General features: G+C 65.2%; 21 protein-coding genes, 3 pseudogenes and 1 other annotated feature. Of the genes and pseudogenes, 12 read left to right on the top strand and 12 right to left on the bottom strand.

The annotated features are described in order from the left end of the window. Positions 1 to 39 precede the first annotated feature (39 nt). Together RM25_RS01590 and RM25_RS12520 are read left to right on the top strand one after the other, a co-directional pair. Positions 40 to 615, top strand: coding sequence for a recombinase family protein (locus tag RM25_RS01590; RefSeq protein ID WP_044635942.1), 576 nt, complete (start codon positions 40 to 42; stop codon positions 613 to 615). Between the two features lie 47 nt (positions 616 to 662). Then, positions 663 to 1,916 (top strand): hypothetical protein, encoded by a 1,254-nt coding sequence (locus tag RM25_RS12520; protein WP_144406024.1) that lies wholly within the window; start codon positions 663 to 665, stop codon positions 1,914 to 1,916. Between the two features lie 109 nt (positions 1,917 to 2,025). On the opposite strand, the gene RM25_RS01585 is transcribed toward RM25_RS12520, so the two are convergent. The 6 genes and pseudogenes from RM25_RS01585 to RM25_RS01555 form a co-directional block, all read right to left on the bottom strand. Beyond that, positions 2,026 to 2,532 (bottom strand): hypothetical protein, encoded by a 507-nt coding sequence (locus tag RM25_RS01585; protein WP_060759099.1) that lies wholly within the window; start codon positions 2,530 to 2,532, stop codon positions 2,026 to 2,028. Then, complete coding sequence (locus tag RM25_RS12690) at positions 2,529 to 2,678, bottom strand: hypothetical protein (protein ID WP_155641129.1); 150 nt, start codon at positions 2,676 to 2,678, stop codon at positions 2,529 to 2,531. Before RM25_RS12690 ends, RM25_RS01585 begins: the two co-directional genes overlap by 4 nt. A gap of 9 nt (positions 2,679 to 2,687) precedes the next feature. Beyond that, complete coding sequence (locus RM25_RS11700; RefSeq protein WP_126412610.1) at positions 2,688 to 3,497, bottom strand: hypothetical protein; 810 nt, start codon at positions 3,495 to 3,497, stop codon at positions 2,688 to 2,690. 945 nt (positions 3,498 to 4,442) lie between these two features. Then, positions 4,443 to 5,528: pseudogene (locus RM25_RS01570) on the bottom strand (type ISP restriction/modification enzyme); the annotation flags it as partial. Positions 5,529 to 5,565: 37 nt separating this feature from the next. Then, positions 5,566 to 6,830, bottom strand: a protein-coding gene (locus RM25_RS01565; protein ID WP_257009039.1) for an IS3-like element ISPfr12 family transposase whose coding sequence is annotated in 2 segments (ribosomal slippage) — positions 5,566 to 6,527 and positions 6,527 to 6,830 — 1,266 coding nt in all. Because the reading frame shifts where the segments join, the coding sequence is not laid out codon by codon here. Then, positions 6,397 to 6,531, bottom strand: a sequence feature (AL1L pseudoknot). Its footprint overlaps the gene before it by 135 nt. Before the next feature lie 51 nt (positions 6,831 to 6,881). Continuing rightward, positions 6,882 to 10,583, bottom strand: a complete 3,702-nt coding sequence (locus RM25_RS01555) for a restriction endonuclease (protein ID WP_044636597.1) — start codon at positions 10,581 to 10,583, stop codon at positions 6,882 to 6,884. 151 nt (positions 10,584 to 10,734) lie between these two features. On the opposite strand from RM25_RS01555, the gene RM25_RS01550 reads away from it, so the two are divergent. Continuing rightward, complete coding sequence (locus RM25_RS01550; protein WP_052809070.1) at positions 10,735 to 11,010, top strand: hypothetical protein; 276 nt, start codon at positions 10,735 to 10,737, stop codon at positions 11,008 to 11,010. After that, a complete protein-coding gene (locus tag RM25_RS01545) occupies positions 11,007 to 11,312 on the top strand; it encodes a ribbon-helix-helix domain-containing protein (protein ID WP_044635937.1) in 306 nt (101 codons plus the stop codon). The genes RM25_RS01550 and RM25_RS01545 overlap by 4 nt, the downstream gene beginning before the upstream one ends. Positions 11,313 to 11,315: 3 nt before the next feature. Here RM25_RS01545 and RM25_RS01540 read toward each other — a convergent pair whose 3' ends face one another. Next, entirely contained in the window at positions 11,316 to 11,609 is a 294-nt protein-coding gene (locus RM25_RS01540) for a hypothetical protein (protein WP_044635936.1), read from the bottom strand. Positions 11,610 to 12,275: 666 nt separating this feature from the next. Here RM25_RS01540 and RM25_RS01535 point away from each other — a divergent pair. Next, positions 12,276 to 13,438, top strand: a pseudogene (locus RM25_RS01535) (transposase). A 459-nt stretch (positions 13,439 to 13,897) separates the two neighbouring features. On the opposite strand, the gene RM25_RS01530 reads toward RM25_RS01535, so the two are convergent. Next, complete coding sequence (locus RM25_RS01530) at positions 13,898 to 14,452, bottom strand: hypothetical protein (RefSeq protein WP_044635935.1); 555 nt, start codon at positions 14,450 to 14,452, stop codon at positions 13,898 to 13,900. Positions 14,453 to 14,485: 33 nt separating this feature from the next. Here RM25_RS01530 and RM25_RS12940 point away from each other — a divergent pair, with 33 nt between their 5' ends. After that, positions 14,486 to 14,650, top strand: a complete 165-nt coding sequence (locus tag RM25_RS12940) for a hypothetical protein (RefSeq protein WP_013160271.1) — start codon at positions 14,486 to 14,488, stop codon at positions 14,648 to 14,650. Between the two features lie 282 nt (positions 14,651 to 14,932). On the opposite strand, the gene RM25_RS01525 is transcribed toward RM25_RS12940, so the two are convergent. Both RM25_RS01525 and RM25_RS01520 read right to left on the bottom strand, forming a co-directional pair. Beyond that, positions 14,933 to 15,823, bottom strand: coding sequence for a cation diffusion facilitator family transporter (locus RM25_RS01525; RefSeq protein ID WP_311318732.1), 891 nt, complete (start codon positions 15,821 to 15,823; stop codon positions 14,933 to 14,935). Positions 15,824 to 15,999: 176 nt separating this feature from the next. Continuing rightward, complete coding sequence (locus RM25_RS01520) at positions 16,000 to 17,394, bottom strand: amino acid permease (protein WP_144406023.1); 1,395 nt, start codon at positions 17,392 to 17,394, stop codon at positions 16,000 to 16,002. 427 nt (positions 17,395 to 17,821) lie between these two features. Between RM25_RS01520 and thiM the strand changes: the two genes are divergently transcribed. The 4 genes and pseudogenes from thiM (at position 17,822) to RM25_RS01500 (ending at position 21,788) form a co-directional block, all read left to right on the top strand. Continuing rightward, on the top strand, positions 17,822 to 18,682 hold the full coding sequence (thiM, locus tag RM25_RS01515; protein ID WP_080774442.1) for a hydroxyethylthiazole kinase: 861 nt from the start codon (positions 17,822 to 17,824) through the stop codon (positions 18,680 to 18,682). A gap of 107 nt (positions 18,683 to 18,789) precedes the next feature. After that, positions 18,790 to 19,410, top strand: a pseudogene (thiE, locus tag RM25_RS01510) (thiamine phosphate synthase); the annotation flags it as partial. Positions 19,411 to 19,529: 119 nt separating this feature from the next. After that, entirely contained in the window at positions 19,530 to 20,393 is an 864-nt protein-coding gene (gene thiD / locus RM25_RS01505; protein ID WP_275451355.1) for a bifunctional hydroxymethylpyrimidine kinase/phosphomethylpyrimidine kinase, read from the top strand. A gap of 6 nt (positions 20,394 to 20,399) precedes the next feature. Further along, complete coding sequence (locus RM25_RS01500; RefSeq protein ID WP_230954657.1) at positions 20,400 to 21,788, top strand: purine-cytosine permease family protein; 1,389 nt, start codon at positions 20,400 to 20,402, stop codon at positions 21,786 to 21,788. Between the two features lie 112 nt (positions 21,789 to 21,900). Here RM25_RS01500 and RM25_RS01495 read toward each other — a convergent pair whose 3' ends face one another. Beyond that, positions 21,901 to 23,598, bottom strand: a complete 1,698-nt coding sequence (locus tag RM25_RS01495; protein WP_044635932.1) for an ABC1 kinase family protein — start codon at positions 23,596 to 23,598, stop codon at positions 21,901 to 21,903. Between the two features lie 42 nt (positions 23,599 to 23,640). Continuing rightward, on the bottom strand, positions 23,641 to 24,213 hold the full coding sequence (locus RM25_RS01490; protein WP_013160262.1) for a PadR family transcriptional regulator: 573 nt from the start codon (positions 24,211 to 24,213) through the stop codon (positions 23,641 to 23,643). Positions 24,214 to 24,507: 294 nt separating this feature from the next. Here RM25_RS01490 and RM25_RS01485 point away from each other — a divergent pair, with 294 nt between their 5' ends. Further along, positions 24,508 to 25,170 (top strand): hypothetical protein, encoded by a 663-nt coding sequence (locus tag RM25_RS01485; RefSeq protein ID WP_143828468.1) that lies wholly within the window; start codon positions 24,508 to 24,510, stop codon positions 25,168 to 25,170. Positions 25,171 to 25,290: 120 nt separating this feature from the next. Further along, positions 25,291 to 26,862, top strand: a complete 1,572-nt coding sequence (locus RM25_RS01480) for an S-layer homology domain-containing protein (protein ID WP_044635931.1) — start codon at positions 25,291 to 25,293, stop codon at positions 26,860 to 26,862. Positions 26,863 to 26,930 lie beyond the last annotated feature (68 nt).

Genomic DNA, 26,930 nt, shown 5'->3' with positions numbered 1-26,930 from the left:
TTTGAGACATGATGGACAGCTCTGTCGTAGAGTTTAAGCATGAGTGGACATGACGGGCAGACTGTCGGCTACGTCAGGGTCTCGACCACTGACCAGAACCCGGCACGCCAGTTGGAGGCCATCGGCCAGGTTGATCGGCTCTTCGCCGAGAAGATCTCGGCCAGGACCACCGACCGGCCTCAGCTGCAGGCCATGCTCGGCTACGTGCGCTCCGGTGATGTGGTGAAGGTGAAGTCGCCCGACCGGCTCGCCCGCTCCACCACCGACCTCCTCGCCCTGGTCAACCAGCTCAAGGACAAGGACGTCCAGATCCAGTTCATCGACCAGCCCGCCCTGAACACCGACTCCCCCCAGGGTGAGTTCATGCTCACCATCCTGGGCGCTGTAGCTCAACTGGAACGAGCCACCATCAAAGAACGCCAGGCCGAGGGCATCGCCCTGGCCAAAGCCCGCGGCGTCTACAACCGGACCCCGAAACTGTCGGCCGACCAGATCGACACCGCCCGCCGGCGCATCGCCAACGGGGTGACCAAATCCAGGGTCGCCCGGGATCTCGGAGTGTCGCGGCAGACCCTCTACACCGCCCTGTCCGGCCAAGGCCGCTACCAACACTGAAGCTCTTTCCCGGACCAACAGCAGACCGACCACCGACGAGGAGTCTCGTGACCAAGCACAATCGCACACCAAACAGAAGCAGAAGACGCACCGCCAAGACAGTGCATCCAACTCATCTGACTGTCGTCTCCACAGGCGTAGGAACCTCAGAGCAACCCGAACTTCGACACGTAAATAACCTTATAAAAGCATCCATACTATATGCCGACGATGTCGAACTGTTAAGCCCCATGACCGAAATAATCAACCAGACACGAAGTACCGCGGAGGGTATCGCTGAAGACCCAGGGCTGTTTCTTCAGTCTCTTGACGATGAGACACTGCTACAGCTAGCAGGACCAGATATTCTGAAGCAGAACAACATGGATATACATTTACTGCGAGTGGCCCTAACACTGTTACATATGAACCCAGAGGATCGTAAAGAGATCTTGAACGATTCCCCTCAAGGAAATGAGATCGATCACCAGCTTACTCAGATCCATGAGTCTATACATGGACCCGAGATGGACAAAATGTTGAGTGATCTCCATCAACTACGTGTTACGTCAGGGGTCGAAGAGCTAAACGGTGTAATATCAAGCCGCACAGTAACTTTCAATCCTCGCATATCAAGCGCGATCAATTCCAACGATCTGCTCGATCAGTTCCTCGATGAACTCACGAAGACCCTCAACGATCAGTACAAGCTGATTCTTCTCGATCCGACCGCGTCTCCCCTCGTGACGGCGATGCAGAATGAGGGACTCATCACACCTTCAACACGAGTACTTAATAATGCCAAGGAAGCCACTCTAGGGACTGGATTCATTTCTTGCCTCCCAGCTTTCACCACAGCCCCAATGGACGAGATCATGGATCTTCGAAGCGATCTTGATGAACCGTTGTCTCAATATCGCGCTGATGTGGCGGCCCTGAGAGAGGAGATGACTACCAGTCCCTTCGATGCTGACGTTCAGGCCGATATTCTTGCAGCTTGGAGAACGCGTGTCGAGCCAGAAATTCAAGAGATTAGGTCCGCTATGGCAGACCATGGACTTGTTCGTGAAATGATTCAGGCTGTCGATGGTGACATAAAAAGTCTGGCGAATGGCACTTGGGCGCCTTTAACGATCGGTATGCTGATTGCTGATAAGACAGACATTAACGGAGCTATCGCGACAGGAATCGGCGCGTTGGCAACTGTAGGGATAATGGCCAGAAGCGTGACAAAGGAAAGAGCGAGAGCCAGAAAGGATCTTGCATCCCATGACTTCTACTACTTGTATCGAGCTGACGAAGCGCTCAGGTCACTGAAATGATTCAGATTCACCCAACGCCAATTTTCTAGTTGCTTGAAATGACCTCATGCTTGCGGTAGGACTGGCCAACTCGCGAGCTACCTTCCAGTGACTGCACGTCGCTCCAGGCCTAACGTGGCGGACGAGGAGGCAGGGGGTAGCGCCACTCGTGCGGAGTGTTGTCTCCCTCTTCAGTCCATGCGACCGTGATCGTGCTATCTAACGTAGCCATCGTCTTGGCAGCCAAGAAGGTAAGTGCATCTTCTGGGTTTAGATCGGCCACAGCTGGCTTACGGAATATCATGTTCGCGTCGCGGGCAGGGTCTATCTCCACCTCGTATGCGGTCTTGTCTCCAATGTTCTGCAACTGGTAGGTGTCGCCCTTGTAGTGGGTCATGGCCCAAGCGACCTTCGTGGCCACTTGCAGTGGCTCATGGCCTGGCTGATGTGCTGCGATCTTTTCGAGAGCGGCTATCGTCAACCGAGCGTTCTCGTCGCTCAGTCTGGCGGCCGCTTCCGAGCGGCTCGCGCTGGCTCTCTCGGAACGCACACCGAGGAAGGCCGACACGATCACGCCGACGAGTGCCACGAACACGCCGAATGTTGTCGCAATGTCAGCGGCAATTCCCCATGTCATGCGAGTGGCCCCAGACCCGTCCTGGACGAGTACCGCTTGTACAGCAATGCTTCCCCGTCATGGTTGCAGGCATGCTTCTTGGTGGCGCCGAAGGTGCGGTCGACGAGGCAGTCGAGGTGGCCATTGGTGAGCAATCTCCGGAGCACCGACGCTACTCACCCGCGGAAGGCGGGATCCCACCGCCCGTCAGGATCGAAACTGAATCCTTCTGGGGCTGAGGTCCTGATGGTCAACGTCAGGCGCTCGTGGTCCGATGCACCTACAGAACCCAGATTGTCCACCACAGCTTCTGCCAAACCTGCGTCCATGAGCTGGCGCACACCTTGGGAGAGAACACGGGGCACCCATCCCAGCGGGACAGTCCCATCCATGACAAGTACCGCGTGGGGATCTTCGGGGTTGTCGATCTCTCTGGCGAGGCGGACACTCTGGAACTTCTGCACCCCGGCAAGAGCGCCATCCAGTTGCGGCCTGGTGACCTGAACCGTCCGATCGTCGAGGCGCAGTAGTCCATCGGGAATGTGCGAGATCCCGTTCACCAGGAACTGAGCTGTCGCCGTCCCCTCAGACACCACCGGCATCTGCATGAACTGCAACGTGTCCCCAGCCCGGGGACCACCCGAGTACACGATCTGTTCCCACGGGGTGGCCCGTTCCAGTCCCAGGCTGTGAAGATAGCTGCTGTAGTCGGGCCGCTGATCGGACATAACACGTTGACTGAATACCGCAGGCATCGTGGTCGACTGGTAGCGATCGAACAAGCCGCCAAGACCCGGAAGCGGCCGGAAGCTGCTGAGCTCGGTGGCAGTGCGGGTATAGGAGAACGTGTACTCGACGCCGTTAAAGCCGAACCGTCCAATCGGCACGATCTGCCTGGTGTCGGGGCGCTGCCACAACACCAGCAGGTCCACGACACGGGTGGCGGTATCGGCACTGGCACGCTCAAGCACTGATGTGTAAGGCATCCCGCAACCTCCTGACGTTCATATTGAGCAGTTCAGTGATGAACCTACCGGCCAGCTCAGACATTCCCGGAACCCCTGACGATACCCGCTCAACCACGGCACTGAGGTCAAGGTCGTGCAGGCGAGACCGCCACCACACGGCAGTGGCCGGCCGACACATCTCCAGTCCCCGTACGGCAACCTCGACAAGAGTGGGCGCAGGTCGTCGATGTTCGAACCGCCAGGCGGTACCGCGTTTCGCCCAACGAGCCACGCCATCCTGCGTGTCGAGACAGCTGAGGCGGGCGGCTTCGGACAGCTGATATCCCAGGGTCCCACCATGATCGTAGGAGGGAGACACTCGGTCAGCGACATCGTTCGTCTGAGCCCGTAGGACCGCCCAGTTCTCCTCGTGCCTGTCACGGTTGGCCACGAGGGCGTCGAGCACCAAGTACCCCACGAACACGTCAAACCCAGTCGCCGTGGAAGGCCCCATCCATCCATCGGGGGGCTCTACTTGGTCCAGGACTCTCCGGATGTTCTCCAAAGTGTGGCCGGGCCGCTCGACGCCGGGCCGCTGAGGATCAGCTGCATGGCCGCCCACCTCATACGGCACGTAGCCGGGAACATTCTCAGTTTGGAGCAAGACTTTTCCTTCGACTAAGTCATAGCCGAAGGGCCTCACCGACAGTGACAGCGATCCTCGTTGGCCGTCCTGGGTGCACAGACAGGTTTGAGCGCAGGGCACAGACAGTGCCCGTGCCACTTGGGTGGACACCACCTCCGCCCAGTCCTCGCCCTGCTCCACACCTGTGGCCGGAGTCGTAGTCAGCTTGCACAACCAGTGCTGTGTGGTGCCCGGTCTGATCAGCCACATGCCGGCGGTCGACCCGGCCGGCTCAACAAGGTTCACCTTCCACCCCGACACGTCGATCCGAGTCCACGGATCCAGGGGTTCGGGATCGGTCACAACGGGAGCCCCGGCAGAGTTTCAACGACCGCCATGGTGTCGACGGAGACTCGGGTGACGCGTTTGACCAGGTCGAGGATGTAGCGAGGATCGTCGTGCTCGGTGGCCCACTGGTTGGGGTCGTTGAGGATGCCGGAGGCCTTGTCCGTCTTGACCCTGTAACGGTCGATGATCCACTCCAGCGCCGATCTGGAGCCGAGCATGTACTCACTGGCGACGACAGGGATGTCGTCGAGGGTGACGTGAGCGTTGTAGATGAGGGTCTTCTTGGCGGTCTTGTCCTTCCACCGCATCTTCTCCACCCTGTACAGCACACCTTCCGGCACGCCTTCGGTGTGGTGTTCGACCAGCGGGTACGGGTCCACCGACTCATAGTTGACGTGCAGATCAATCAGCCTGGTCCCGGCATCGACGAACCGCTCGAAGTCGTCTCGGGAGGCGGCCAGCGGGATCCGGGGCAGCATGCGCTTGAGGTCTGCGGCGAACGCCGTGCGGTACTGCGGCGAGTGGAGGACGGCGTAGACGTAGTAGAAGATGTCATCCTTGGACACCTGCGCGCCGAACGCGTCGCGATAAGCCTTGAGCGCTTGGTCGGTGATGTTGTCGACGCGCCGGTAGCCCCACTCGTCGACGGTCTCGTCGGGGGCAGGCAGGACGTCCTGGTCGCCGCTATCGGCCCGCTCATAGGTCCAGCGAGGGAAGAACTGGCCGCCGCTTCCGGCCCCCGTCACATGGAGATCCGGGAGGCAGTCAATCGCGACCGCACTGAACGGGACCGCGGAACCCACTCCCACAAGATAGAAGCCGATGTTGTCGTGTGCGGGGGTGGGGAAGTATGCAGCGCTCTTGCCGGGGCGATGATTGAAGACGGAGTCAAAGTAGACTGCTTGCTTTGAGAACGGCCTGTAGAGGCCCGTTCGTATTGAGTCTTTTCGGAACTCTCTCAATTCTCCGCGGAGGGCACGGGGAACGAGACTGGATGACCAGCTGATCTTGGTGGGATCACGGTCGAGGTTTTGCTCTTCTCCGTCGCAGGTTGAAGCCTGTTGATTGTAGTAGTCGATCATGCGGGTCATGTTGGCCTCGACTGAAGCGCCCTGGGTCTGATGGAGACTCGCGCTATTTGATTCCGATCAGCAGATTGCTGTCGTTGGGGACAGCATAGAACACGTTCTCGAACTCGGCGGGTGGGACGTCTCCGAGGTATCCGTGGAGGCGCTGCGTGTTGTGCCAGGGCACCCAGCCGAGCGTCGCGAGCTCGAGATCCTCGACCGTCTTCCACGGTCCCGAGCGGGTGGGCCCGCGAACCAACTCGGCCTTGTAGTAGCCGTTCACCGTCTCGGCCAGGGCGTTGTCATACGAATCGCCGACGGTCCCGATCGAGGGTGTCGCACCGATCTCTGCGAGGCGTTCGCCGTAGCGAATCGATGTGAATTGACAGCCCGCGTCGCTGTGACACCGCAGATCCTCATGGTGGGCGCCTCGGGACCAGCGCGCCATCTCGATCGCGTCGAGGACCATCTCGGTGCGCATATGTGACGCGACCCGCCACCCCACGATCATCCGGGAGAACGCGTCGATGATGAAGCAGACGTAGGCGACGCCAGCCCAGGTGGGCACGAATGTCAGATCGGTCACCCAGAGCCGGTTCGGTGCCGTCGCGGTGAACTCCCGCTTGACCAGGTCCGGGTGCCGCGACGACGCCGGGTCCGGCCGCGTGGTCTTCACCCGCTTCGACCGCCTCGCACCTTCGATCCCTGCGGCGCGCATCAGCCTCGCAGTCTGGTCGCGGCCGATCATGATGCCCCCACGCCGGGCAGCCTTCCAGAGCTTGCGGACCCCGTAGACGCGGTAGTTGGCCTCCCAGATCTCGACCAGCTGCGGGATCAGTTCCTCGTCACGCAGCGCACGGGCAGAGGGCGCACGGGTCTTGGCGGCGTAGTAGCTGCTCGGAGCCACCTGCAACAGTCTGCAGATGAGCTCGACTCCGAGCCGGCGACCGTCCACGACGTCGTCCTTGTTCGCGTCGATGAACGCGACTACTTCCGGTAGTGGCGGTCGAGCTCCGCCCCGAAGAAAGACGCCGCCCGTTTCAGCACCTCGTTGGCCCGGCGCAGCTCCCGATTCTCTTGCTCGAGCTCTTTCACCCGCTGCTCCTCCGCCGAGCTCACACCGGGGACGACACCGTCGTCGACGTCGGCCTGCTTGACCCACATCCGCACGGACTCGACCCCGTAACCGAGCTGCGTCGCGACCCGCTGCACCGTCCCCTGCGTGACGCCCAGCTCCGCGCGCAGCGTCCTCACCATCCGCACCGCGGCGGCCTTCTCCTCGACCGAGTAGCGACGCGTCGTCGGCTTCCCATTCGCCAGTTCCTTCGGCATAACCCCATCCTCGTTTCCAAGGTCAGGAGTCTCCAACAAACTCAGGGCGCTTCAGACGGCCTGGTGGCTGAAGTTGTAGCACCACGCATCACGGTTGGTCTGCACGCCGGCTGAGTGGCTGGTGAACATGGCTCCTGGTTCGTCGGCGATCGGCGTGAAGGATTGGAAGGCGGGGTTGCGTTGGTTGAGCCAGTCCCCGTCCGTGTTGGGTGTGATGGTGGTCCAGCCGGTGGTGGTCAAGGTGGCGTCGGTGATGTCGTCGAGTTTGTCCTCACGTGACTGGTAGTCCGGCACCTGGTGGTAGTGGATGTGACAGCCGGTCTGGTGGGGGTTCTTGGCGGCGACCAGGACTGCGACACCGGCTCGTGAGCCCGAGTTGAACACGCCGCCCCCCTCGCGTTTTCTGGCGTCGCCTGCTGTCCTGGCGTTGCCTCGGAGGTTGTAGATCCAGATGTCGGAGAACTCTGTCTGGAAGGTCTTGCGGATTCCGTCGGCGGTGTTGCCGTCCAGCCAGCCGTTGTTGGTCACGAATGCGACAACCCCCTGGTCCCCGAGACGGTCGGTGGCCCACCGGAATGCCCGGATGTAGGAGTCGTAGAGGCTGTTCTTGTTCGTCGCGGTGGACTGGGCCGCATACGTGGCGGCGATCCGGGCGTCGAGGGTCGGGTAGGACAGGTTGGCGTTGTTGTCGTTGGCCGAGTCCTGGCCGGCGCGGTAGGGCGGGTTGCCCACGATGATTTTGATCGGGGCGGCCAGCTGGGCCTCGATCCGCTGGTTGTTGACCGGGATGAGGCTCGTGTCGACCCGGTCGCCCTTCTCGGTGATCTGGAATGTGTCGGTCAACGTGACACCGGGGAACGGCACATAGTCCACCGCCCGGTCCGGGTGCTGGGCGGCGACGAGGGCCTGGTAGGTCGTCTCGATGTTGACTGCGGCGATGTAGTAGGCCAGCAGCATGTACTCATTGGCCCACAACTCCCCGGTGTACTTGCGAGCCAGGTCCGCCGGTTTGATGATGCCCGACTGCAACAGCCGCACGATGAACGTCCCGGTGCCGGTGAACGGGTCCTGGACGTGGACACCGGGATCGGTGATGCCGTAGCCGAACTGGTCGCGGCACACCTGGTCGGCGGCTCGCAGGATGAAGTCGACGATCGGCACCGGGGTGTACACCACCCCCAGCGAGGACGACTGCGCGGGGAAGGCTGTGCGGAAGAACTGCTCATAGAGCTGGTGGATGACACTCTGGCGGCCCTCCGGTGTGCGGATCTGGGCGGCGCGGCGGCCCACCGAGTCGTAGAACCGGTCCAACCTTGCGGTCTCTGCGGCCAGTCCGTAGCCTTCCAGGGCGGTGGCCATCTGTCCCATCGTGATCGAGACCGGGTTGCGCTCGGCGAACGACCCCGCCGGGAACAGCGCCTGGAACACGGGCCGGGTGATCAGGTGCTGGGAGATCATGTCAACGGCCTGAGCCGCGTCGATCGACTCGTTGAGGTTGGCCCGCAGGCCTTGAAGGAACATGTCGAACTGGCCGGCGACCGGCGCCCCGTCACGGCGGGCGGCGGCAATGATGCCGGTGATGCGGCGGACCTGGTTGGCGTGGATGGCCACCACGTCATCGGCCCACGACTCCCAGTACTCCCGCTGGCCGCACTTCTTCACGATCCGGCCCAGGATCGCCTCACGCCACAGATCCGACCCCACCAGCAGCGGCTGGGTGCCGGCGAACGGGTTCACCGGCTGCGCGCCGTCCAGCCGGTTGTCATCGTCGGCGGGGCCACCGTGGGGGGAGAACACGTCGATGGAGACCTTGCCGCCGGTGCTGTGGTCCAGGTCGATGGTGTTGATCATCGCCTCGAAACGGTCATCGTGGGCCCGCAGGGCGTTCAGCACGTCCCAGACGACCTTGAACCGTTTGTTGTCGCGCAGCGCAACCTCCGGTTTCTCACTGGCATCGATCGCCACCGGCAAGATGACATACCCGTAGTCCTTGCCCGGGGCCTTGCGCATCACCCGGCCCACCGACTGTACGACGTCGACCAGCGAGTTACGCGGGGACAGGAACAACACCGCATCCAACGCCGGCACATCCACACCCTCGGCCAGGCACCGGGCATTCGACAGAATCCGGCACTCCCCCTCCGGGACCGGGGCCTTGAGCCAGGCCAGCTCCTCGCCTCGGGTCAGCGCGTTCATCGTGCCGTCGACGTGGTGGGCGTCGACCTGCAACGCCGCATCATCACCGATGACCTGGTCGACGACCTGGGGCAGCGCCCCGGCGAACGCCTTGGAGGCCTTGATGTTGGCGGCGAACGCCACCGCCCGCTGCATGGGCGTCGGATGGTCGCCGAAGTCGTTGTCGGTGGTGCGTTTGGCCAGCCCGTTCCAGCACCCCACGATCTTCGCCGCGTCGTCCAGGCTCAACTCGTGGCCCTCACCGGCCAGGGAGGCCTGCATGTCCGGGTCGATGGCGTCGTTGGCGACCGCCAGGATCATCACCTTGTAGTCCGACAGCAGGCCCCGCTCCACAGCCTGCCCGAAGCCCAGGCGGTGGAACACCGGCCCGAACATCGCCTCGTCGTCCATCGAGGTCAACACCGCGGCCGCGTCATCGGCCTTCTTCTTCACATCGGTGCCATAAATCCTGGGGGTCGCGGTCATGTACAACCGCTTGACCGCCGGCAGATAGGCGTTGTCGTGGACCTTGATGAACGCCGACTCCCCCGTGTCACCAGCCAGGGTCACACCGGTGGTCCGATGGGCCTCATCACACAGAACCAGATCGAACGGGCCCGCCCCCGACTGCTTGAGCGCCCGGGCCACCACGTCGATGGACTGGTAGGTCGAGAAGACCACCGTCATCTGCCGGCCCCGCCGCCCACCACGAGCCATCTCGGCGACCAGCCGGTCCGGGTCAGTGGTGGGCAGCGGGATGTCGTGAACGGTGATGTCCTCGGCCTGACGACTGGCCTTGGTGTCCGAACACACCACGAACGGGCGGATCGGGGTCTGCGACTGGGCCAGCCACTCCCGCAGACTCTGGGAGACCAACGAGATCGACGGCGCCAGGAACAACACCGTCAAATGCCCCTCGTTATCGGCGCAACGCCGCTCGGCCAACTTCAACGACGTGAACGTCTTACCCGTCCCACACGCCGAGATCCACTGACCCCGATCATGAGACTCGAAGCCAGCCTGGATCGCATCAATGGCCTCCCTCTGATGAGGCCGCAACCCGAACCGGACAGCCTTGCGCGGAGTGAACCCCAACGGGTCATCGGAATGGAACATCCAGTCCACACGAGACTCAGCAATATCGGCCATCCCGATCCGCTGGACAGGCACGCTCTGATTACGCAGCGCATCCTCGGCATGCCGCGACCACCGATCCGTGGTGGAGATGATGATCCGGTTGGTGAACGCGACACCGTCCCAGCGTTTCCCCGAGGCCGTGAAGAAGGAGTCGATGTCGGCCTTCTGCAACCGATGACGCGGGTCGTAGAACTTGCACTGGATCGCCGTCCAGTGTCCCGACTCGCGTTCGCGAGCCACCAGATCGATCCCCGTGTCATGAGTGCCCTCATTGTGCGACCACTCGGGCCACCGGAACACCTCGTCATAGGTCGCCGCCAGAGTGGCGTCGGCGGCGAAGTAGCCAGCCATCAACTCCTCAAACCGAGTCCCCCTCACCACCGCAGACGGCTCGCAGCCGAACTCCTCGATCACATCCTGGATCGTCCTGACCGTCGCCACCAGCGTTTCCCTTCCGCCCCGACTGGGCCACAGCGTATCGACCTCACACCCGCCACAGGCCCAGGGCCGAACCATCCGTCTCCCCACCCGGCAGTGCCCAGAACAGCCACCGGGCACCTCACGCGAACATTATTGGGGTACAATATTGTCAGTGACGTTCACCCACAGTGCTGGCCGGCACGGAGTCAGTGAGCAGGACGCCATCTGGGCGATTGAGCACGCCCTGCTCGCCAAACCCAGTTTCCAACGTTCTCGACTGCCCGACATGCCCGATCCCTCACTGTTCGTGGGACCCGACACCACCGGACGGATCATCGAGGTGATGGCCGTCCACACCGACGACGACCTGATCATCTTCCACGCCATGAAAGCCCGCCCACAGTTCCTCGACCAGATCCGAACCCCCCGGAAAGGAGCACACAGATGACCAAGCCCACCACCCCTGACTGGGACCAGATGGCCGACTGGGCCGAGTCGCAGGCCCCGTTGACCGACGACTCGGCCCCCATGCTGACCGGGGCCCAGGCACGCCAGGCCGGCCGCCAGTTCCTGCGCGGCAGACCCAATGTGGGGGCCGACCACGCCACCGGTTCCGGTCAGTCCCGTAAACGTGCCACCCGACTCGACGAGCAGACCGACGCCGCGCTGGTCGCCCGGGCCCGCCGCGAGCACAAGAGCGTCTCGGCGGTCATCCGAGACGTGCTGCGCAACGAGCTCGCCAAGTCCTGAGCCTCAGAAGTCCCAGCGGGGATCTCCGGGATCGGTAGGCGCCTGGGGATCCCGGGGATATGGGTCGCCGTACTCGGCGGCCACGATGCCCCGGACTCCCCCGATCTCATCGCAGCGGTCCAGGGCCATCAGCTCAGCCTCATCCAGCGGATATCCGGCCCGCTCGGCGTGCGCCAGGTCGATGCCGGCATTGAGAATCCGCTCCAGCGCGTCCCCGGCAGATCCGCCGGCCCGTCGGCGACGACGTCGACGGACCGCATCGATTGGTGTCACCGAAGCTCGGTCGTCCTCTGACATGCCACCAGTGTCCCCTCTGGAATGCAGTCATCGACGAGAAAACCGAACGGTTGACAGTTCCCCAGATGTCGATCCCCTGCACGGTTCTTGTTTCCCTGACCATCATCGGAAGGACCCGCTCCAGCAGGATACAGGTGCCGAGAGCAGCTCCAACAGCGACGAAGGAGCCGGTCAGGGCGGCAGCATGATCGCGACCGATCCATTTGCCAAGTACAGCCGTGACGATTCCTCTAGAGATCAGGGATGACATTCACCAATCGGCCAAAACGAGACCCATATCACTCGTGAGAATCAGTGCCGGCGGCTGGCGTCAGCCGAGCTGCGGGCCTCCCACAGCACGATATGTAGCCATAACGGGACGATGCCGAACTCCAGATCTTGGGGTGGGCGCGGTGGGTAGAGACCATGAACTGTCGACGGCACACGCTATTATGTGACTGCACTTCGGACGATTAAGTCCGACGTGCAGTCAGGGGAAGCACTGAGGGAAATCAGCGATTCCCAAAAATACAAGTGACAGGAAATAACTTTGAACTGGTTAACTGGCTCTTCCCAGATGAGGGTGTAGCGCACGTCGCGCGGCGGGCCGGCGCGTCGGTGGCCGGATAGAGGTCGAGGTCTCCCGAGGATGAGAGCTCCTACACACTCAGCCCGCAAGACCTCGACGTGCACGACGCTACCGTCGGCGGGCGCGCTGATGCGTTCGCCAGCCCCGACCTGACTGCCTTCTGCCGCCTCGACGAACTCGGCCTCGTTGTCACCGGGCAGCGACTCGAGCCGGATCGTGCCGTATTGGCCTGCCAGGTGGTCGAGCCCGACCAGTGGTGCCGGCGCTGCGGCTGCGAAGGGAGACCACGTGACACCGTGGTCCGACGGCTTGCCCACGAACCACTGGGCTGGCGGCCCACGACGCTGGAGGTCGTCGTGCGCCGTTACCGCTGCAGCGGCTGCGGGTATGTGTGGTGCCAGGACACCACCGCCGCGGCCGAGCCCCGGGCCAAGTTGTCTCGGCGCGCTCTGCGGTGGGCGCTGGAAGGGATCGTGGTCCAGCACCTGAGCGTGGCTCGGGTCGCCGAGGGGCTCGCGGTGGCCTGGGACACCGCCAACGACGCCGTTCTGGCCGAGGGCAAGCGGGTGCTGATCGACGAGGAGCACCGCTTCGAGGGGGTGAAGGTCGTCGGGGTCGATGAGCACGTGTGGAGGTGGTCGCCATGGACGGATTCACCGGGTTCAAGACCGCCGCCGCCGAAGAACTGCCCGACGCGGCCCCGGTCATGGATCCGTTCCACGTGATCCGGCTCGCCGGTGACGCGCTGGAGAACTGCCGACGCCGGGTACAGCACGACGTCTTCGGCCGGCGGGGCATGAAGGGCGATCCGCCCTACCAGGCCAGACGGACCCTGCTCACCGGTGCCGGTCTGCTCACCGACAAGCAGCAGGCGCGGCTAGATGCCCTGTTCGCCGACGACAGGCACGTCGAGGTCGAAGCGACGTGGGGCATCTACCAAGACATGATCACCGCCTACCGGGACAAGGACCGCGGCCTGGGCAGATTCTTCCTCGCGCACACGATCGACAAGATCAGCGCCAGCGTCCCGGAGCAGCTCGTCGAGATCCGCAAACTCGCCCGCACCCTCACACAGCGCGCTTCGGACGTGCTCGGCTACTTCGACCGCCCCGGCACCAGCAACGGCCCCACCGAAGCGATCAACGGCCGACTCGAACACCTCCGCGGCACGGCCCTCGGCTTCCGCAACCTCAGCCACTACATCGCTCGGTCGCTGCTCGAAGCCGGCGGATTCAGACCCGCGCTACACCCTCGTTCGTGAAGAGCCCATTATCCGCGTGAATAGGGCGCCACGGCGCAGAACACTGAGGGGACTCTCAGGGTGCGCACAGTGCACTCGTGGGCGGGCGCCGGCACGCCGGACGAAGGTCATTCCGCCCCCCGGGACGGGCCACCTACACACCGCCATTCCCCTTGTCAGCATGCACTCAAGAACAGGCCGGGGCAACGCCACGCACCCACATATCAGTGGATTATCCGCACGTCGGGTGGCAAAACCTTTCCCGCGGGCAGGCCGACCGATATCTCCGTATACCGCGAGCCCTGTTCCCGGACTCACCACGATCCTCGTAATGGATTCAGCAATCAGGCTGCGGGACCGGGGGTGGGCAAGTTCTCCTGCGTGCCGTTTGGGCGGCCTGCCGAAGGATCCCCCGGGCCCCATCCCGCTGCGCAGCCTCCCGGGGGTCCAACCCCTGGCGAGCCGGCATGCGTCATTGAGTCAGGCCTGATCGTCATCCGATGCAGGCGCCGGCGGGCGCAACAGGCCCAGCGTCGTGAGGCGGTCGGCCATGAAGGCGTCCGAAACCGCGTACGACACGGCCACGGCGTGCACGGCATCGGCCGGGGTGTCCATCTCGGGGAAGGTCGCGTTCCACTGGTCGAGCAGAGTCCCGGCCGGCACCAGCAGCTCACCGATGAAGGCGCGACTCCAGGCGATCTGCTCGTCGCTGACCGGCAACGACAGGCGCTGCTCGATCGTCTTCGTCTGATCGTCGGGCATCAGCAGCAGGGCGGCCAGCGCCCCACCGATCTTGGGCGTCTGATCGCGATGGGGCTCGTGGGCCGACACGAAGATGGCCACGGCATTCGGATTGTTATCGGCCACGCCGATCTGCGGCGACTGGTCGGCGGTCAGGTCCTCGCGGGCGAACACCTCGATACCCAGGGGGCCGGCCACCTTCTCGAGGTCAACCGGCAGGTTGAGCGTGCCGTCGGGGTCGACGACGGATGCCGCCAACAGCTGGTCGGCGTAGGCAATGGGGTCATTCAGCACAGGAGATCCTCACGTGGGCGGAAGTTCCGTCGATTGTCGCACGTCGGCCAGTCCGATGCCGATTACGCCCCGGAACCCACAGGCCCCATCGCCGGTGGTCCGAGCTGCATTGACGCCCTCAACACCGGCGTGCGCGGCGGACCCGACCCGGCATCAGTCACACTCGAGGCATTCGGCCGCGACATCCCCGAGGCCTGACGACATCGGACCGACGTCGGCGGGCAGGTCCTCCCCATCTGTCGTCGGATTGGCGGCCACTTGTCCCCTAAGTGGACACCTGTGCGGCACATGACACCGCATAAGTGCCCACTGAGCGGGGTTTTGGGGTGCGGGCGTCGTCCTATCGGGTCGGTTCGTCACTAAGTGGATGGTTGTGGTGATTAGACGCATCGAAACCATCCACTTAAGGCCCGATTCCGCCGTCGGGGCCGGCCGACGATCACCGTGCGGCCGGAACCGACCCGGCAGGGGCGCCCCCGACTAGTGGTGATGCATACCCGGCTCGTGCTGGGCATGCGCCCCGGGCTCGAGCTGGAAGGTCGAGTGCTCGATGCCGAAGTGCGTGCGCAGGCAGTCCTGCAGTTCGTCGAGCAATTCGGGCATGTCACCGTCGATGAAGCAGTCGTCGCGGGTGACCACATGGGCCGACACGGCGGGCAGGCCATCGGTGAGCGTCCACACGTGCAGGTCGTGCACATCGATCACGTGGTCGAGGTCCATCAAGTGCTTGCGTACCTCGTCGAGGTCGATGTCGGGTGGCGCCGCCTCGAGCAGAATGCTGCCCGACTCCTTCACCAGCGGCCAGCCGGCCCGCAGCATGAGCGCCACCACCACCAGCGAGGCGAGTGCATCGGCGCGCGTCCACCCGGTGAACAGGATCACCAGACCAGCCACCAGCGTGCCGATGAAGCCGAACAGGTCGGTGAGGATGTGCTGATAGGCGCCGCGTACGTTCAGGCTCGTGCGGTTGGCCCTGGCCAGCAGCCAGGTGGCCAGGAAGTTCACCGCAATGCCCACCAGCGCCACCACGATCACCGGCGGGGCATGTACCTGCGGCGGGGTGATCAGGCGCCGCACGGCCTCCACGGCCAGCACGAGTCCCAACACCAACAGGGTGACGCCGTTGGCGAGCGCCGCCAGGATCTCGGCCCGCTTGAAGCCATAGGTCCACCGTCCCCGCGCCGGGCGCGCCGCGAGCGTCATCGCCCACAGCGCCACGCCGATCGACGCCACGTCGGACAGCATGTGACCCGCGTCGGACAGCAGCGCCAGCGAACCGGTGATGAAGGCCACCACCACCTCGCCGAGCATGAACAGGGCCAGCGCGATGAGGGCACCCCACAGGTAGCGACGATCTGCGTTGGCACTCACCCCATGGGAATGGCTGTGCTGCTCATCGGCACCATCGGACACCTTCGCGTGATCCGCCACGCCTCACTCCTTGCTACGCCGCGGACGCGCTGCGACGCCGTTCTCGTTGTGATCCCTTGTCGTATCCACTGTGCCACCCGCTCTGTGCCACCCGCGCCGCCCGGCGTCCCGCGCGATCATTCGGCGGAAATATGGCGCACCCCGTGGCGCCGGGTGAGCAACCAGTCGAAGAACCACAACACGGCCAGCCAGACGGCCCCGACAATCAACGAAATACGGTAATTTGGCATGAATCCCATGAACACCACCACCATGGCCAGGAAGGCGATCACCACATAGCTGGTAACTGGATGGCCGGGCATCCTGAAGGCGAGTTTCCGCACGCCCTCGGGCCCGATGCGCTTACGGAACTTGATGTCGGTGATCACGATCATCGTCCAATTGATGATGCCGGCAATCAGGGCGATCGAAATCGCATAGAGGAATACCGTGTCGGGGAACAGATAGGTGAGCACCACCGCAATGGCGGTGACGCACGACGACACCAGCACGCCCACATAGGGCGAGCCGAAGCGGTTCACCCTGCCCAGCACGGCAGGGGCGTTGCGCTGCCTGGCCAGGCTGTAGAGCATGCGTCCGTTGGAGTACAGGCCCGAGTTGTAGGCCGAGATCGCGGCGGTGAGCACCACGATGTTGAGGATCGTCGCCGCCGAGCCGATGCCGATCTTGTGGAAGATCACCACGAAGGGGCTCTCGGAGGTGCCCAGCTCGTTCCACGGGAACAGGCACAGCATCACGAACACCGCACCCACGTAGAAGATGAGGATGCGGTAGACCACCTGCGTGATGGCCTTGGGGATGGTCTTCTTGGGGTCGTCGGTCTCGCCGGCCGCGATGCCGATCAGTTCGACGCCGCCGAAGCTGAACATCACCACCACCAGGCCCATGAGCATTCCGGTGACGCCCATCGGGAAGAAGCCGCCGTTCTTCCACAGATTGGAGAATCCGATCGGATGGCCGCCATTGCCGAAGCCGGTGAGGATGATCACCAGGCCCAACACGATCATGGCGATAATGGCCACCACCTTGACGATGGCGAACCAGAATTCGCTTTCCCCGTAGGCCTTCACGCTGATCAGGTTGATCGCCGTGATTGCCACCAGGCAGACCGCGGCGGTAACCCATTGCGGAACGCCGGGTAACCAGAATTGGATGTACTTTCCCACCACGGTGAGTTCGGCCATGGAAACGGCAATGTAATTGAACCAGTAGTTCCACCCCGAAATGAATCCGGCGCGTGGGCTCCAGTTCTTGTACGCATAGAAGCTGAAGGCACCCGAGGTGGGCGTGTCGACGCTCATCTCACCGAGCGCGCGCATCACCAGGAAGATGATGGCGCCGCCCACGATGTAGCACAGCAGGATCGCCGGGCCGGCCTGGCCGATCGACTCCGCGGAGCCGTAGAACAGGCCCGTGCCGATGGCCCCGCCCAGGGCGATCATCTGGATGTGGCGGTTTCGCAGGCTCCTGCGCAGTCCGGCGGGGGCCGGATCGGCCGCTGTGGTGCTCATGCGTGACGCCCTGACGGACAGTTGTGCTTCACTGCTTCTCCTCTGGCCCCATTGACAGCGGAACGAACGGGCTCTTCACTGCATTGGTGCGTCAAAACTTGTGCGGCAATCGGGTGCTGCGTGGGTGTGGGGATCGTGCGCTGGCGCCGAACTCCACGGGCAACGCTCCCACGTGCCGCCGGGGCATTCAACATCCCCGCAAACATTGCCAACGAGCGCCCGCCGACGAGGCCGAACGGCTCCCCCACCAGACCCTGCGTGGCATCGCCGGCGCCTGCTTGCCCGGCACTGCCCGGGGCGACGGCGCCCGGGGCTACACTCGCCGGTGAAACGCGGGAGCTCACCGAGTGTGTGGGCTGAGAGGACGCCATCCGGGCGTCGACCGCCGAACCTGTCCGGGTAATGCCGGCGAAGGAAGCGAGCGTCAATGACCGACGTCCATATGGCCCACGGAACCACCGGGACCATCGATACGGCCACCACCGAGCAGGCGGTCGACCTGGCGGGCGCGCTGCGCGCGGTGCGTGACAACAATCCGCTGGTGCAGTGCCTGACCAACATCGTGGTGGCGAACTTCACCGCCAATGTGTTGTTGTCGGCCGGAGCCAGCCCGGCGATGGTGGACAACTCCCATGAGGCCGCCGACTTCGCGGCCATCGCCGGCGGCGTGCTCATCAACACCGGCACCCCCTATCCCGAGACCGCCAAGGCGATGCTGCTGGCCGCCGAATCGGCCGCGACGCACCACAACCCGTGGGTGCTCGACCCGGTGGCCGCCGGCCTGCCCTGGCGCACCGACGTGGCACGCAATGCCCTGGCGGCCGGCGATCCGGCCATCATCCGCGGCAATGCCTCGGAGATCATCGCGCTGGCCGGCTCGTCGTCGGGCGGACGCGGCACCGATTCCACCGATCCGGTGACTGCCGCCCTGGCCACCGCCAAGCAGCTGGCGCGCACCTATCACTGTGCCGTGGCGATCAGCGGCCCGGTGGACCACATCACCGACGGCGAGCGCGTGCTCACCGTGTCGAGCGGCCACGAGTGGATGACCAGGGTGACCGGCGTCGGTTGTTCCCTCGGCGCGCTGATGGCCGCCTTCGCCGCCGTCGTGCCGAACCCGGTGGACGCCGCCACGGCCGCCACCGCCCTGCTGTGCGTCGCCGCCGACCATGCCGCCGCCGAGAGCCGCGCCCCCGGCTCGTTCGCCACGGCGCTGGTGGACCAGCTCTACCTCGTCAGCCCCGAACAGCTCGCCGCCGAAGCCGACGTGCGCGCCCTGGCCGCGTGAGGCCGGCCATGCTACGAAGCGAGGACCGTCCGATGCCCCGATCCGATGCCCAGCCCGACGGGCAGTTCGACAGGCAGCCCGGAGCCGGCCGACGTCGCAGCGGTGACCTGTCCGTCTACCTGGTCACCGACACCGAACAGTGCGGCGGCGTCGACGGCGTGGTGCGCACCGTGCGCGAGGCCGTCCCGGCCGGCGTGACGCTCGTGCAGCTGCGCGACCATCACCTGTCCGACGACGATTTCGTCGCCCTGGGCCGGCGCCTGGTCGACGTGCTGGACGGCACCGGCGTGCCGCTGCTGATCGACGACCGGGTGCACCTGGTGGGCCCCATCGGCGCGCAGGGTGCCCATGTGGGCCAGGACGACATGCCCATTGACCGGGCGCGGGCCATGCTCGGCCCCGACGCGGTCCTGGGGTTGTCCACCCAGACCCCCGGCCATGTGGCCGCCGCCCGCGCCATGGGCGAGCAGCTGGTGGACTACCTCGGCGTCGGCGCGCTGCACTCCACCGGCACCAAGCCCGAGGCCGGCGACCTGGGGATGGCCACCGTGGCGTCGGTGGTGGAGGTGAGTCCCTGGCCCGTCTGCGCGATCGGCGGGGTCAAGGCCGACGACGCCGCGCCGCTGGCCGCCATCGGTTGCGACGGCATGAGCGTGGTCAGCGCCATCTGCGGACAGCCGGACATCGCGGCCGCGACCCGCCGCCTGGTGGACGCCTGGTCACGGGCCACCGGCGTCCCCGCGGCCCACACCGGCCACACGGCGGGCAACCCTGTAGGCCAGGCAAGCCCCGCAAGCCAGGACCCCTCTGCAAGCCCGAACCCCTCACCCGACAAGGCGGCCCGATGATGTCCACTCCCCCTGCCCCGGACACCACCGCACCGTCCGGAGCCACGGCGGCCACCAGGCCCCCTGTTGCCCTGACGATCGCCGGGTCGGATTCGTCGGGCGGCGCCGGCATCCAGGCCGACCTGAAGAGCTTCTCGGCGCTGGGCGCCTACGGCATGAGCGTGATCGTGGCCCTCACAGCCCAGAACACCACCGGCGTCACGGGCGTGCTCGCGACGCCTCCCGAGTTCGTCACCGCCCAGCTCGACGCGGTGACCAGCGACATCCGCCTCGACGCGGTGAAGGTGGGCATGCTCGCGTCGGCCGAACTGGCCACCACGGTGCGCGACGGGCTGGCCGCCCTGCGCGCCGCCACGCCCGATCTGCCCATCGTGGTCGATCCGGTGATGGTGGCCACCTCGGGCGCGCACCTGTTGCCCGACGATGCCGTGGAGGCGTTGCGCGGGGTGCTGCGTCATGCCAGCCTCATCACGCCGAACCTGCCCGAGGCCGCGGTGCTGCTCGACGAGCCCCAGGCCAACAGCGTCGACGAGATGATCGGCCAGGCCACCCGCCTGCTCGAGCTGGGACCCGAGCGGGTGCTGGTGAAGGGCGGCCACGGCCACGGCGCCGAATCGGTGGACGTGCTGGCCAGCGCCGACGACGTGCAGGTGCTGCACGCCCCGCGCATCGACACGGTCAATACGCATGGCACCGGCTGCTCGCTCAGCTCCGCGATCGCCGCCCTGCGTCCCCAGCGCGACAGCTGGGACGCGGCGGTGCGCGACGCGAAGGACTGGCTCAGCGGAGCCATCGCCCATGCCGACGCCCTCGACATCGGCGCAGGCGGCGGACCCGTGCACCACTTCTACCGCTGGTGGTGAACCACCTTGTCAGACGCATATTCGTCGCTGTCCACGCCTGCCGGACACCGCTCGTCCAGCACTGAGTCGCGCCGGTCGGTGGAGGCCCCGCTGACGCTCACCGACAAGCCGCCGCGCACCCTGGGAGCCGGTGCCCAGACGGCCATGTGGGCGTCGTTCGGCGTCACCCTGTTCGGCCCGCTCACCGGCGCGCTGGTCACCCAATCGGTGGGTTCGCTGGTCGGCGGGCTGGCGGCGTGCGCGCTCGGCACGCTGGTCGGTGCCCTGTTGCTCGGTGGCGCGGCCGGCATCGGCGCCCACACCGGCACGCCGTCGATGGTCGGGCTGCGCGGCCTGTTGGGCCGGGGCGCGTCGGTGGTGCCCACGGTGCTCAACATCGCGCAGAACATCGGCTGGGCGATGATGGAGATCATCGTGATCACCAGCGCCGCCACGCACATCGTCGGCGCCGCCTGGCACTGGCCGTTCGTGATCGTGGCCGGCGCGCTGTGCACGCTCATGGCGATCCGTCCGCTGGGCAGCGTGAAGATCCTGCGCACCGTGATGCTGTGGCTGGTGCTGGCCGGGTCGATCTACCTGTTCGTGATGGTGCTGCGCCAGCCGAGCCACACCATCGGGCAGGACACCGTGATCGGCTTCTGGCCCGGCGTCGACCTGGCGGCGGCCCAGGTGGTCTCCTTCGCCCCGCTCGCGGCGGACTATTCGCGTCACGCCACCTCGGGACGCTCCGCGTTCGCCAGCTCGGCGACCGGCTACGGCCTGGCAATCTTCGCCTATTACGCACTCGGGGTGTTCGCGGTGGCGCACCTTGGCGGCGACCTGGCCGGCACCAACCTGCTGGCGGCGCTCATGGTGCTCCCGGTGGGTGGCCTGGCGATCGGCCTGTTGCTGCTCGACGAGCTCGACAACGCCTTCGCCAATGTCTATTCGTCGACGGTGTCGGTACACAACCTGGCGCCACGCCTGGATCGACGCGTCATCTCGGTGGCGGTCGGCGTGGTGGCCACCGTGCTGGCCGGGCTGGCCGGGTTCGACCAGTACGAGGGATTCCTCTACCTGATCGGTTCGGCGTTCGTGCCGCTGTTCACCGTGGCGGTGGTCGACTTCTTCGTCACCCGGCGCGGACGCTGGGACACCACGTCCGCAGCGCCGTTCAGGTGGTCACCGACCCTGGCCTGGGTCATCGGCTTCGTGGCCTATCAGTTGATCTATCCGGGGTCGATCCCGGGCTGGTCCGATCTGTGGGCCGGGCTGGCGCAGGCGCTCGGCTTCGTGGCACCCGGCTGGCTCGGTTCGACGCTGGGTTCGATCGTGGTGTCGGCCGTTGCCGCAGCCGGCCTGGGCGCGATCGATACGGCCGTGCGCCGGCATCGGGCCGAGGAACGTCTGGCCTAGTGGGGGCCTCGTTGGCCGGGGCGGGGCGCACAGTTCCTGAGCCTGCCCCGTCACCCGGACGCGTCCCCCTGCCCCATCGTCCGGACGCAGAAGCGTCCACCCCGCCCATCGCTCAGACGCGGAAGCGCCTGAACAGGCCCCCGAACACCGCGTAGGCCAGCGGCACCAGTGAGACGCCCATCATGATCAGGCCCCACATCGGGTCGTTGCCGCGCAGCAGGATGCCGCCGAGCAACAGCCCCACGAACAGCACGGCGGCGACCACGCGTCGCACGCCCACCTCGATATGGCTGAGCTGGCGTTCGATCTCGGGGATCTCGACGCTCAACTGGCCGCGTTCCACCATGGTGAGCACGCGGGTCAGGCGTCGGGGCAGGCCCAGGGTGATCTCGAGCAGCGCCCTGCCCTCGTCGAGGATCATCTTCGCCTGCGAACCCGGGTCGCCGGTGACGAGCTGGTCGGCGTAGGGCTGCACCGAATCCCACAGGTTGTAGTCGGGATCGAGCGCGGTGCACAGCCCGTTCATGAGCGACGCGGCGCGGATGAGCAACAGGAAGTCCTCGGGCAGCTGGAAGGGCATCTCGCGCATCAGGTCGCGGAACTGGCGTCCGAAGTCGATGAACTCCTTCGGGTCGAGTTCGCGCATCTCGGCCAGGCTCATGCCGCCGAAGCGGTCGAACAGCTGGCCCACGGCGCGCTCCAGCAGCGACCGATCGGCCGAGGGCAGCAGCATGTGCAGCTCTTCCATGCACCGCACCAGGCGTTGGCTGTCGCGCAGGCCGATGGCGATGATCACGTCCTTGAGCTGGCCGCGCAGGTCGCCGGGCACCTCGCCCATCATCCCGAAGTCGATGAAGGTCAGCTTCCAGCGCCTGCCCACCTCGCCGACCATCGCGTCGGGCACCGGGGTGACGAACAGATTGCCCGGGTGCGGGTCTGCGTGGAAGAAGCCGTCCTCGAACACCTGCTTGATATAGGCGTCGGCCACCGCATAGGCCACCTCGTGCGGGTCGATGCCGTGCTGGTTCAGGGCCTCGATGTCGTCGACCTTGATGGCGCTCACATCCGACAGCGTGAGCACGCGCCGGCTGGTGCGTTCCCACACCACCGCGGGCGCCGAAATCGTCGGATCGTCGGCGAAGTTGGCGGCGAAGCGCTCCGCGTTGGAGGCCTCGTGCAGGTAGTCGATCTCCTCGGCGCTGGAGCGGGCGAATTCCTCGACGATGCCGTGCATGTCGGTGCGCTGCGAGATCGCCTTGAGGTGCGACGCCCAGCCGGCCACCCTGCGCAGGGCGGTGAGGTCGATGTCGATCACCTGCTCGATGCCGGGACGCTGCACCTTGACCATCACATTGCGGAACCCGACGTCGCGTGCCTCGGACGGCGAGAGCCGCGCGCGGTGCACCTGGCCCAGCGACGCGGCGGCCACCGGGGTGGACTCGAAGGATTCGAAGGCAGCCGACAGCGGCATGCCCAGCTCGGCCTCGGCCATGGGCCGGATCTGCGAGAACGGCACCTCGGGGGCCTCGTCCTGCAGGCCGGCGAGTTCCTCGGTGACCTCGGGTGGCAGCACGTCCAGGCGGGTGGACATGAACTGCCCGAGCTTGATCATCAGCCCGCCCAGCTCGGCCGCCAGCGTGTGGAAGCGTGCCGCCGCCTTCTGGAACCGCCGGGTGCGTCCGCGCGCGGCAAGCCGACGCAGGCCCACGCGCGGCAGCACCACGTCGAAGAACCACATCTGCACGGTCAGCCGGGCGAAGAACCCAAGGATTCGCCGATAGCGTGCCCGCAGTGGTCGATCACTGCTCATTGGAGGCCTCCCCGGTCACCCGCGCCGCGAAGGCGACCTGCTTCAGTCTTGCGCAAGAATCGAATAGACCTTGCGGCGAGCCTCATCGATCACCTCAGTGACGGCCTGGGTGGTGGACGCGTTGCCGGTGGTGACCACCTGGCCCACTGCCTGCACCAGGCGCGCCGTGGCCCGCGGAAGCACCATCGACTCGGGCAGGTCATTGTCGGCCGCCGACTCCCACGGCTTGGGCTTGTCGCTGGCCGCCTCGGCCTCGCTGCGGCCGGTCTCGGTGAGGCTGTAGACCTTCTTGCCGTCCTGCTCCTCGAGCGAGACGAGTCCCTCGTCGGCCAGCATCTGCAGCGTCGGGTACACCGAGCCGGCGCTGGGCTTCCAAGCGCCTGCGCTGCGCTTGTCGATCTCGTGGATGATCTGGTAGCCGTGCATGGGCTCCTCGGACAGCAGCGCCAGCACGGCTGCGCGCACGTCGCCGCGGGCGGCACGGCTCTGGGTGCGTGCCTGCACGAAGTCGCGGAACTGCTTCTCGATCTGGTCGAACGGCGCCGCGAGGCCACCGTCGAAGCCGTTGTCGCGACGCCCACGGCCGCCGGGTCCCCTGCCGAATGCTCCGTACATGTCAGTCCTTTCGTCGTGGTGGCAAGCCGTGGACGATATGTCCGTGGCTTGCTCAGCGATACCCAACGATACATCGCTCACGAGCGGACCCCAGAGCCTGGGGACGGTGATTCCGAGCGACCTCCAAGCCGGTGGACGAGGGCCCGGGAAAGGGTGCTGGGGTCCCCGATCGGCTACCCCTGACGTCGATTCCTGCACCGTGTGGCCCATGGTGCAGGATTCCGTCACACAATCACTTCGGATCGCCCACAGCGCAATCACAGCGCGTGGCGAGAATTCATAGTTTGCGAAAGGATGACAAAACAGAGCCGTTCACTGTTCGCCTTTGGCGGGCTACCCATTTGGCGGCTCTCCACCCCATCGAAAGTGAGTGACGAGTACATGTCACGGATTCAACTCCCCCGGCTGAGCCGGATTGCGATCGCGGCAGCAGCTTCCGCTGCCCTGATCGGCACCAGCTTCATCGCCCCGGCCACGGCCTTTGCCGCGCCGAACACCCCGACTGCCGTCGCGGCTGCCGCCGCAAACGGCACAGTGGCCAGCAATGACGCTGCCGCCGAGGCGTCCAGCCTGGTGATCAACGACTCTGACTTCGCCCAGGGCGCGTACACAGACGCCCACAGCAACGACAAGATCCAGCTCTACTCGCAGATCGCCGCCTACACCACCGCCGATGGCACCGGCACCCCGGCGATGTCGAACGCCGCGGGGAAGAAACTGGTCTTGCCAAAGAGTCTCGGCCACTCGATCGTCGATGCCGATCAGGTCAAGTCGATGTACCAGGTGATGACCATCAAGAACACCTCGGATGCCGACTTCAAGGTCGACGAGCAGATGACGCTCCCGAGGTTCTATATCGGCTATGACAATGACTCCAAGTCAGTGGATGTCGACCCGAGCGCGTTCAAGGGTAGTGAGCTGGACCCGGACCTGATCACAGGCAAGCTGACGGACTAGTCGATCACCTACCGGTACAAGTCCCTCGACGGAACCGCTGACGCGACAAAGGCGCCCACGTCCCTCGAGAAGGTGGAACTCCGGGGAACGCTCGCCCCAAATGCCAGCATCACGATCAGAGTGCCACTGACGCTGCCGACGCTTCAGGACCCGGCTACCGGGCTGGTATTCAGCATCGGCGCGGCGTCCTACGGCATCTCGGTCAACGCGGTCCCCGAGACTTCGATCCGTTTCGCGAGCCCGCTGAAGGCTGGCGACACCAGCCTTGTGCCCTACACCGGTGCCTTCCTGGCCACCGTGAAGTCGAAGGACGGCAGCAAGTACACGACCGTTCCCTCACTGCAGCAGTACATGCCCAAGGCCGAGAATGGCGTGAACTACTGGGTGAACAACTTCAGGGTGGCCGCCGCGTCGGGGGCTTCCGATGGGCTGCTGTACCTGAAGGGCTACTACACGGTTCCCACGGCGCCCCTCGCGGCGGCCGTCAAGGAGCACGGCTATGACACCGAGTTCAGCGGTGCCGATCGGATGACGCAGTACATCTACCAAGCCAGCACCACGTCGGCCAACGTCGTCGACTCCGATGGCAACCCGGTGAAGGTCAATCCCGATCGCACGGCCCCCTACGTGGGACTGCGCCAGGTGATCGACGGCCATGATGCCGAGGTCGCCGTGGGCGGGAAGTTCGATCCCGTGGGGAACCTCGGCCTGGTGGTCAACGACCATGCCGGCAACCCCATCACCTTGCCCAGCGACGATGTGAAGATCGACATCTCGAAGGTGAACACTGGCGCGAACGGCACCTACCCGGTGACCGTCACCTACGCCCCTGACGGTGTGAGCAACACCTTCTACGTGAAGGTCGGGACCGGCACCACCGGTGGTGGTGGCGGTGGTGAGACCGGCAACACGGTCACCCCCAAGGCACCCAGCCAGGGCGCAGACCAGGTCACCATCCCCACCGTCCCCGGCGTTGACTACCAGGTCGACGGCAAGACCGTCACCGGCACCATCACCCTGAACGATGGGCAGAAGATCACCGTCACCGCCAAGGCACAGGACGGCTACACCCTCACCGAGGGTGCGACCGCCACCTGGTACTTCACCTACAACAAGGGCACCACACCCACCTGCGATACCCAGTACTTCACCGATGTCACCCCGAACATGCAGTTCTTCAACGACATCTGCTGGTTGAAGGCGAACAACATCACGACCGGTTGGCCCGACGGCACCTACCGTCCCGTCACGCCCATCAATCGTGACGCAATGATCGCCTACATCTACCGCATGGCAGGTTCGCCGGCGTTCACCCCGACGAAGCAGACCTTCTCCGATGTTGCTCCGAGCAACATGTACTACAAGGAGATCGAGTGGGCCGCGCACGAGGGCATCACCACCGGTTGGCCCGACGGAACCCTCCGTCCCGTCACCCCGGTCTCCCGCGACGCGATGGCTGCGTTCCTGTACCGCCAGTCCGGCAGCCCTGCAGTGGCGCTGCCGGCCAGCCCGTCGTTCCACGACGTGCCCGCCGACAACATGTACTACCGCGAGATCGAATGGATGGCCTCCACCGGCATCTCCACCGGATGGCCCGACAGCACCTACCGCCCCCTGGCCGACACCAACCGTGACGCCATGGCAGCCTTCATCCACCGCGCCGTCATCAAGGGCGTCCTGACTGTGAAGTAGCCTCACGCTCCGATGGGCACGGGAGACTCTCCCAACCAAAGCCCACAAACCGAAGGGGCGGGCGGACG

Origin of the sequence: Propionibacterium freudenreichii subsp. freudenreichii, from assembly GCF_000940845.1 — a bacterium.
Classification (GTDB): Bacteria; Actinomycetota; Actinomycetes; order Propionibacteriales; family Propionibacteriaceae; genus Propionibacterium; species Propionibacterium freudenreichii.
This window is presented reverse-complemented; position numbering and strand designations above follow the sequence as displayed.